Consider the following 6,476-nt stretch of genomic DNA (forward strand, 5'->3'; position numbering starts at 1 on the left):
GCTCAGCCGGTCGACGCGCTACCCCGCGCGTCGGCCTCGAGCGCCACCGGTCCTGCGAGCGGGAGCTCGATGCGGAAGGTGGCGCCCTCCCCCGCCGAATCCTCCACGGCGATGCGCCCTCCGTGCGCCTCGATCACCCGGCGCGCCACGAACAGGCCGAGCCCCAGGCCTCCGAAGTTGCGCGGGGAGACCGCGCGCTCGAACCGGTCGAAGATGCGCTCGCGCACCGAGGGATCGACGCCGATGCCGCGGTCTCGGACGACGAGGAGCCCCGCCTCGCCGCGGCGCTCGAGCTCCACGTCCACCGGCTTCCCCGCGCCGTACTTGAGGGCGTTCGCGAGCACGTGTCCCACGGCGCGCTCGACCTCGTCCGGATCGATGCGCGCCGGCATCGCGTCCGGCAGCTCGAGCCGCACCGTGCTCCCGGCGCGCGAGGCTGCGTCGCCCAGCCGCTCGGCGGCGACGCGCACGACCTCGGCGAGGTCCGCCTCGCGCGGCGCGATCCGCAGCTCTCCCCGGTCGAGGCGGGACACGTCGAGCAGCTCGTCCACCAGCCGGGCGAGCCGCGCCTGCTGGCGCAGCGCCGCCCCGGAGCTCGCCGCGATCCGCTCGGGCGAGGCCGCGCCGCGCGCGGCGGCGAGCTTTAGCCCCTCGAGCTGCAGCCGCAGGCTCGTGAGCGGCGTCCTGAGCTCGTGGGAGGCCACCGCGAGGAACTCGTCCCGCGCTCGGAGCGCGTCGCGGAGCTCGTCCTCGACGGCCTTTCGCCGGTCGATCGGCTCGGCCACGGAGATGAAGGAACGCGGCCGGCCTGCGCCGTCGCGCACCAGCGCGACCGTGAGGTTCACCCAGGTGGCCCGACCGTCTCGCCGGAGGTAACGCTTCTCCACCGTGTAGGTCTCGTCCTCCCCCGTGACGAGCCGCCGGCCGTGCGCCTCGTTCTCCCCGACGTCCTCGGGGTGCGTCATGTCCTGGAAGCGGAGCGCGCACAGCTCGTCCTCGGTGTAGCCGAGGATCTCGGCGTAGCGGCGGTTGACCCGCAGCCAGCGCCCATCCAGCGCGACGTGGGCGATGCCGATCGCGGCGTTCTCGAAGGCGGCGCGGTAGCGCGCCTCGCTGCGGGCCAGCGCGCGGACCGAGCGCCGGGCGACTGCGAAGGCTCCAGCGGCGAGGGCGAGCGCCACCGCGGCGGCGGCGAGCAGGGCGCGCGAGGCGTTGTGGATGCTGGCCGCGAGCTTCGTTCGCGCGGCCTCGAGCGCCTCGTCGTGCGCGCGAGCGAGCGCCGGGGCGATCGAGCGCAGCTCGCCGTGGATCGGCGCGAGCTCGGCGGAGACGACCGCGTCGAGCGTGGCCGCCTGGCTCAGCATGCCGAAGGCGCCAGCGCCCACGGCCACCGTCCCCAGCGCGAGGACGAGGAACGCCAGCGGACCGAGCCGAGCCACGCGCGGCCCCCTGGCCGCCCCGCTGGGATCCCATCGGCGCATGATGGGTGGCGGTCGTACCACCCCACGCCCGCCCCCGGGGCACCGTTCTTCGCCCGTTTGGGGATGCGCGAACCCGCCCCCGTGAGGGGGACCGCCGACCGCGCGGGCGCTGCCGTGTCGTGGTCGCGTGATGATCTTGGCGGCATGGCTCTCCCCGGCGATCACGATCCGCTTCAGGACGCGAACTTCCAGGCCCTCGTGACCGCCCTCGCGCGCGAGGGGCTCCCTCGCCGCGCCGAGGCAGCGCGCGCGGTCGAGGCGGTCATGTGCGCGCTCGCGCAGCGCATCCAGCGCCCGGAGTTCGACGACCTCCGCGAGCACCTGCCCGAGCCCTTCGGCAGCCGCCTCACCGCCTGCGAGCGCCACTCCGCGCGCCCGCCGCGCCCGCTCCGCTCCGCCGACGACTTCTACGCCATCGTGGCGGAGGACCTCGAGCGCGATCCGCAGGAGGTCGAGGCCGCGGTCCGCGCCGTGTTCGCCGCGCTCCGCGCGCAGATGGCCGAGGCCGACGCCGAGCTCGTCGGGCAGGAGCTGCCGCTCGAGCTCGAGCCGCTGTGGCGCCGCCCGTCGTGAGCTGAGCTCGCTCAGCGCGCTGACGAGCCGGCGGCGCCGGCGCGATGGCGCGCGCCCCGAGCCCGGAACCGCTTAAGCCGCACGACGTCCTCGCGGTCTCGCTCGTCGAGCGCTGCCTCGACGCGGCCCGCCTCGGCGGCGAGCGCGGGGAGCACGAGCTGCTCGAGCGCGTTGATTCGCCGGGAGGTCGCCTGGATCTCCTCGCCCAGCCGGGCGAGGTGCAGCTCCCGCGAGGCGATCCGGAGCAGCACCTCGAGCGCCTCCTCGTGGCGCCGCGCCGCCTCGGCGCCCGCGAGTCCCCAGCTCGTCGGCGCGCTGCCCCGCTCGTCCGCCGCGCGCACGAGCGGCGGCGCCGAGACCGACGGCGTCGGCACGCCCCACACCCGCCGCACGCTCACCTGGAGCGGCACCTCGCGCCCGGCGGCGAGGGCGAGCGACTCGAGCGCCTCCTCCCCGTCGAGCGCGCGCGAGATCCCGAGCGCCTTCACCGCCTCGCGCAGCACCTCGTCGAGGCGCGCGCGCCCGGCGAGGACCTCGCGCATGAGCCTCCAGAGCTCCCCCGCGAGCACCTCGCGCTTGGCGCGCAGCAGGCGCGCACCCTTCGACGCGATCTCGGCGCGCCCCCGCACCTCCAGCAGGCCCATGCGCGTCGTGGGCGTGCGGCTCACGGAGCCTCCTTCCGGCGCGCCTCGAGCACCGCTGCCGGGAGGCGGGTGAGCGCCTCGGGCGGGAACGGGGCCATGAGCTTCCACCCGAGCTCGAGCGTGTCCTCGATCGAGCGGAACGCGTCCCCCTGGCCGACGAGCTCGCGCTCGAACCGATCCGCGACGTCGAGGAGCCGCCGCTCGTCCTCGCCGAGGTTCGCCGCGCCCACGATCGCGGCCATGCGGCGCACGTCGCGCCCGCGCGCGTAGAGCGCGTAGAGCTGGTCCGCGACGGGCCGGTGGTCGGCGCGGGTGCGGCCGGCGCCGACCCCGAGCCCCATGAGCCGCGAGAGCGAGGGCAGCACGTCGATGGGCGGGTAGATGCCCCGCCTGTCGAGCTCGCGCGAGAGGACGATCTGTCCCTCCGTGATGTACCCGGAGAGATCGGGGATGGGGTGGGTGAGGTCGTCGTCCGGCATCGTCAGCACCGGGACCTGCGTGATCGAGCCGGGCCGGCCGGCGATCCGCCCGGCGCGCTCGTAGAGGGTCGCGAGGTCCGTGTACATGTAGCCGGGGTAGCCGCGCCTGCCGGGCACCTCCTCGCGCGCCAGCGCGACCTCGCGCAGCGCCTCGCAGTAGCTCGTCATGTCGGTGAGCACGACGAGGACGTGCAGGCCGTGTCCGAAGGCGAGGTGCTCGGCGCAGGTGAGCGCGCAGCGCGGTGTCATCAGCCGCTCGATGGGCGGGTCCTCCGCGCGGTTCAGGAACACCGCCGTCCGATCGAGCACGCCCGCGCGCCGGAACGCCTCCAGGTAGGCGTCGTACTCGCGGAACGGCGCGCCCATGGCGGCGAACACCACCGCGAAGCGCTCGCCGCCGCGGACGCGCGCCTGGCACACGAGCTGCGCGGCGAGCCGCCCCGCGGGCAGGCCGGCGCAGGAGAACACCGGGAGCTTCTGCCCGCGGACGAGGGTGTTCATCCCGTCGATCGCGGAGATGCCGGTCTCGATGAAGTCGGCGGGCTTCTCGCGCCGCGTGACGTTCAGCGCCGCGCCGTGGATGGGCAGGCGCGCCTCGGCGATGGGCGGCGGCAGCCCGTCCACGGGGCGGCCGAGCCCATCGAGCACGCGGCCGAGCATGCCGCGCGAGACGCCGAGGGCCGCGACCTCGCCGGTGAGCGTCACCTCCGCGCGCGCCGGCGAGAGGCCGCGCGTCTCCTCGAGCACCTGGATCGCGACGCGGGCGCCGGTGAGCTCGATGATCTGCCCCCGGCGCTCCTCACCCCCGGCGCGGATGCGGACGATCTCGCCGAGCCGCGCGCGCGGGACTCCCTCGAGGAACAGGAGCGGCCCCGCGATCCCCTCCGCTCCACGCACCCGCCGCGTCACGAGGTCCATGGCTCACTCCGCCTCGAGGCGCGCGATGGCCTCCGCGATCTCGGCGCGGAGCGCTCCGGCGCCGCTCGCGATGGCCTCCGCCGGAACGGAGCCGAGGCGGAGGAGGCGGGCCGAAAGCCCGGCCTCGAGGATGGAGCGGAGCGGCACGCCCGCCGCGACGGCGTTGGCCGCACGGCCGTGGAGCTCGAGGTGGAGCCGCAGCATCTCGAGCGCCTTGCGGGGCGGGCAGCTCGCGTCCGCGGGATCGTAGGCGCTCTGCCGGAGGAACCCCTCGCGCAGCAGCCGCGCCGACTCCAGCACCAGCCGCTCGGCGTCCTGGAGCGACTCGGTGCCCACGAGCTCCGCCACCTCGACGAGCTCGCGCTCCCGCTGCAGGAGGTGCATCGCCTCCTCGCGCAGCGCCCCGAACCCCTCCCCGGCCTCTCGCTCGAACCAGCCCCGGAGCCGCTCCGCCTCGAGCGAGAAGGAAACGCCCCAGTCCAGCGCCGGGTAGTGGCGGCGGTGCGCGAGGTCGGCCGACAGCGCCCACAGCACGCCCGTCGCGCGCAGCGAGCACTGCGTGACGGGCTCCGAGAGATCGCCGCCGGGCGGCGACACCGCGCCCACCACGGTGACCGAGCCCTCGCCGCACCCCAGCGTCTCGACGCGCCCGGCGCGCTCGTAGAACCGCGCGAGCCGCGACGCGAGGTAGGTCGGGTAGCCCTCCTCGCCCGGCATCTCCTCGAGGCGCGCCGAGATCTCGCGCAGCGCCTCGGCCCAGCGGGAGGTGGAGTCGATCATGAGCGCGACCGAGCGGCCCATGTCGCGGAAGTACTCGGCGATCGTGCAGCCCGTGTAGATCGAGGCCTCGCGCGCGGCGACCGGCATGTTCGAGGTGTTCACGACGAGGACGGTGCGACCGAGGAGCGGCCCGCCGGTGCGGGGGTCGTCGAGCTTGGGCAGCTCGTCGAGCACCTCGGCCATCTCGTTGCCGCGCTCGCCGCAGCCCACGTAGACGACCACGTCCGCGGCGGCGTGCTTGGCGAGGCTCTGCTCGAGCACGGTCTTGCCCGTCCCGAAGCCGCCCGGCACCATCGCCGTGCCGCCCGACGAGACCGGGAAGAAGCAGTCGAGCACGCGCTGGCCGGTGAGGAACGGCACGTCGGGCGCGAGCCGGCGGCGGATGGGGCGCGGCCGGCGAACCGGCCAGCGATGGGCGAGCGCGAGCTCCGTGCCGCCCTCGAGCCGGACGACCGGCTCGTCCACGGTCACGGCGCCCCCGCGGACCTCGGCGATCCGCCCGCCCGCGCCCGGCGGCGCGAGCACCGGGTGCGCGTCGGGACCGGAGCGCGCGATCCCGAGGCAGGCGCCGGGGAGGAGCTCGTCGCCCGCGCGGACGCTCGGCTCGAGCTCCCAGCGCCGCGCCCGATCGAGCGCCGGCAGGCGGGCGCCGCGTCCGAGGAAGTCGCCCTGGCGCGCGGCGAGGGCGTCGAGGGGGCGCTGGACGCCGTCGAAGACCGAGCCGAGGAGCCCGGGCCCGAGCTCCACCGCGAGCGGCTCGCCCGTCGGCTCCGCGGGCTCGCCCAGCGCGAGCCCCTCCGTCTCCTCGTACACCTGGATCGTCGCGAGGTCGCGCTCGAGCCGGATCACCTCGCCGAGGAGGCGCTCCTCTCCGACCCACACGACCTCGTTCAGCCCGGCCCCGGCGAGCCCGTCCGCGATGACGGTCGGCCCTGCGATCCGGACGAGCCTGCCCGTCATGGTCCCTCCCCGGCCGCGCCGAGCTTCACGCCGTACCCGACGGCGCGGCGGAGCAGCGCCGCGACGTAGGCGCGGCCGCGCCCCTCCTCGCCCCAGCGGCGCGGCAGCGCGAAGGGCAGCACCACGGGGAGGCCGCGCTCTCGCGCGCGCCGCAGCGGGCGGGGTCCCGCCGCCGCGAGGACCTCCTCCTCGACGGCGAGCACGCCTGCGTCCGCTGCGCCCGCGAGCCGCCGGAGCGTCGCGGCCTCCTCGCCGCGCCCGGCCTCCTCCACGGTGGCGCCGGCGAGGCGGAACCCGAGCGCGTCCCCCGGGCGGACCACGACCACGAGCCGCAGCGGCCCTCCGGCAGCCTGCCCCGCTCGGGCGGCGTGCGTCACGGGCCCTCCTCCGCGAGATCGAGGATCTCGCCCGCGGGCAGCCCGAGCGCCGCGCCGCGGAGCACCAGCGCCGTGCGCCGGACCTCCGCGCGCCGCGCGGCGAGCCAGGCGAGCGGCACCGCGAGCGAGAGCGGTCGGCTCCGCGCCTCGCGCCGCAGCGCGACGACCATCCGCCGCTCGAGCGCGCGCTCCGCGCCCCAGGGCGTGGCGAGGTCCGACGCCGCGACCCCGAGCGCCTGCGCGAGCGCATCCCGCACGGCCGCG

7 protein-coding genes are annotated in these 6,476 nt (G+C 76.6%); 1 reads left to right on the forward strand and 6 read right to left on the reverse strand.

Annotated features, from left to right (window positions below):
- Window positions 1–2: 2 nt before the first annotated feature.
- On the reverse strand, window positions 3–1,439 hold the full coding sequence (locus MNZ39_RS07055; RefSeq protein ID WP_242336608.1) for a sensor histidine kinase KdpD: 1,437 nt from the start codon (window positions 1,437–1,439) through the stop codon (window positions 3–5).
- A 186-nt stretch (window positions 1,440–1,625) separates the two neighbouring features.
- Here MNZ39_RS07055 and MNZ39_RS07060 point away from each other — a divergent pair, with 186 nt between their 5' ends.
- Window positions 1,626–2,054 (forward strand): DUF2267 domain-containing protein, encoded by a 429-nt coding sequence (locus MNZ39_RS07060; protein ID WP_242336610.1) that lies wholly within the window; start codon window positions 1,626–1,628, stop codon window positions 2,052–2,054.
- An 11-nt stretch (window positions 2,055–2,065) separates the two neighbouring features.
- Here the strand turns inward: MNZ39_RS07060 and MNZ39_RS07065 are convergent, their stop codons facing one another.
- From MNZ39_RS07065 to MNZ39_RS07085, 5 genes are all read right to left on the reverse strand, one after another.
- Window positions 2,066–2,722: a V-type ATP synthase subunit D gene (locus MNZ39_RS07065; protein WP_242336613.1), complete on the reverse strand. Its 657-nt coding sequence runs from the start codon at window positions 2,720–2,722 to the stop codon at window positions 2,066–2,068.
- Window positions 2,719–4,095, reverse strand: coding sequence for a V-type ATP synthase subunit B (locus tag MNZ39_RS07070; protein WP_242336616.1), 1,377 nt, complete (start codon window positions 4,093–4,095; stop codon window positions 2,719–2,721). Before MNZ39_RS07070 ends, MNZ39_RS07065 begins: the two co-directional genes overlap by 4 nt.
- 3 nt (window positions 4,096–4,098) lie before the next feature.
- Window positions 4,099–5,835 (reverse strand): V-type ATP synthase subunit A, encoded by a 1,737-nt coding sequence (locus tag MNZ39_RS07075; protein ID WP_242336619.1) that lies wholly within the window; start codon window positions 5,833–5,835, stop codon window positions 4,099–4,101.
- Window positions 5,832–6,212 carry a V-type ATP synthase subunit F gene (locus tag MNZ39_RS07080; RefSeq protein WP_242336622.1) on the reverse strand — a complete coding sequence of 127 codons (381 nt, stop codon included), beginning with the start codon at window positions 6,210–6,212 and terminating at the stop codon, window positions 5,832–5,834. The genes MNZ39_RS07075 and MNZ39_RS07080 overlap by 4 nt, the downstream gene beginning before the upstream one ends.
- The coding region (locus tag MNZ39_RS07085) for a V-type ATPase subunit (protein ID WP_242336625.1) at window positions 6,209–6,476 on the reverse strand (268 nt) is incomplete at its 5' end. The genes MNZ39_RS07085 and MNZ39_RS07080, both read right to left, overlap by 4 nt.

The sequence above is a fragment of the Anaeromyxobacter sp. SG66 genome (assembly GCF_022690805.1).
GTDB classification, from domain to species: domain Bacteria; phylum Myxococcota; class Myxococcia; order Myxococcales; family Anaeromyxobacteraceae; genus Anaeromyxobacter; species Anaeromyxobacter soli.

What these genes read in the sequence shown, in the direction of transcription:
- MNZ39_RS07070 (WP_242336616.1), bottom strand. Translation starts at nt 4,095, where the DNA reads ATGGACCTCGTGACGCGGCGGGTGCGTGGAGCGGAGGGGATCGCGGGG.
- MNZ39_RS07075 (WP_242336619.1), bottom strand. Translation starts at nt 5,835, where the DNA reads ATGACGGGCAGGCTCGTCCGGATCGCAGGGCCGACCGTCATCGCGGAC.
- MNZ39_RS07060 (WP_242336610.1), top strand. Translation starts at nt 1,626, where the DNA reads ATGGCTCTCCCCGGCGATCACGATCCGCTTCAGGACGCGAACTTCCAG.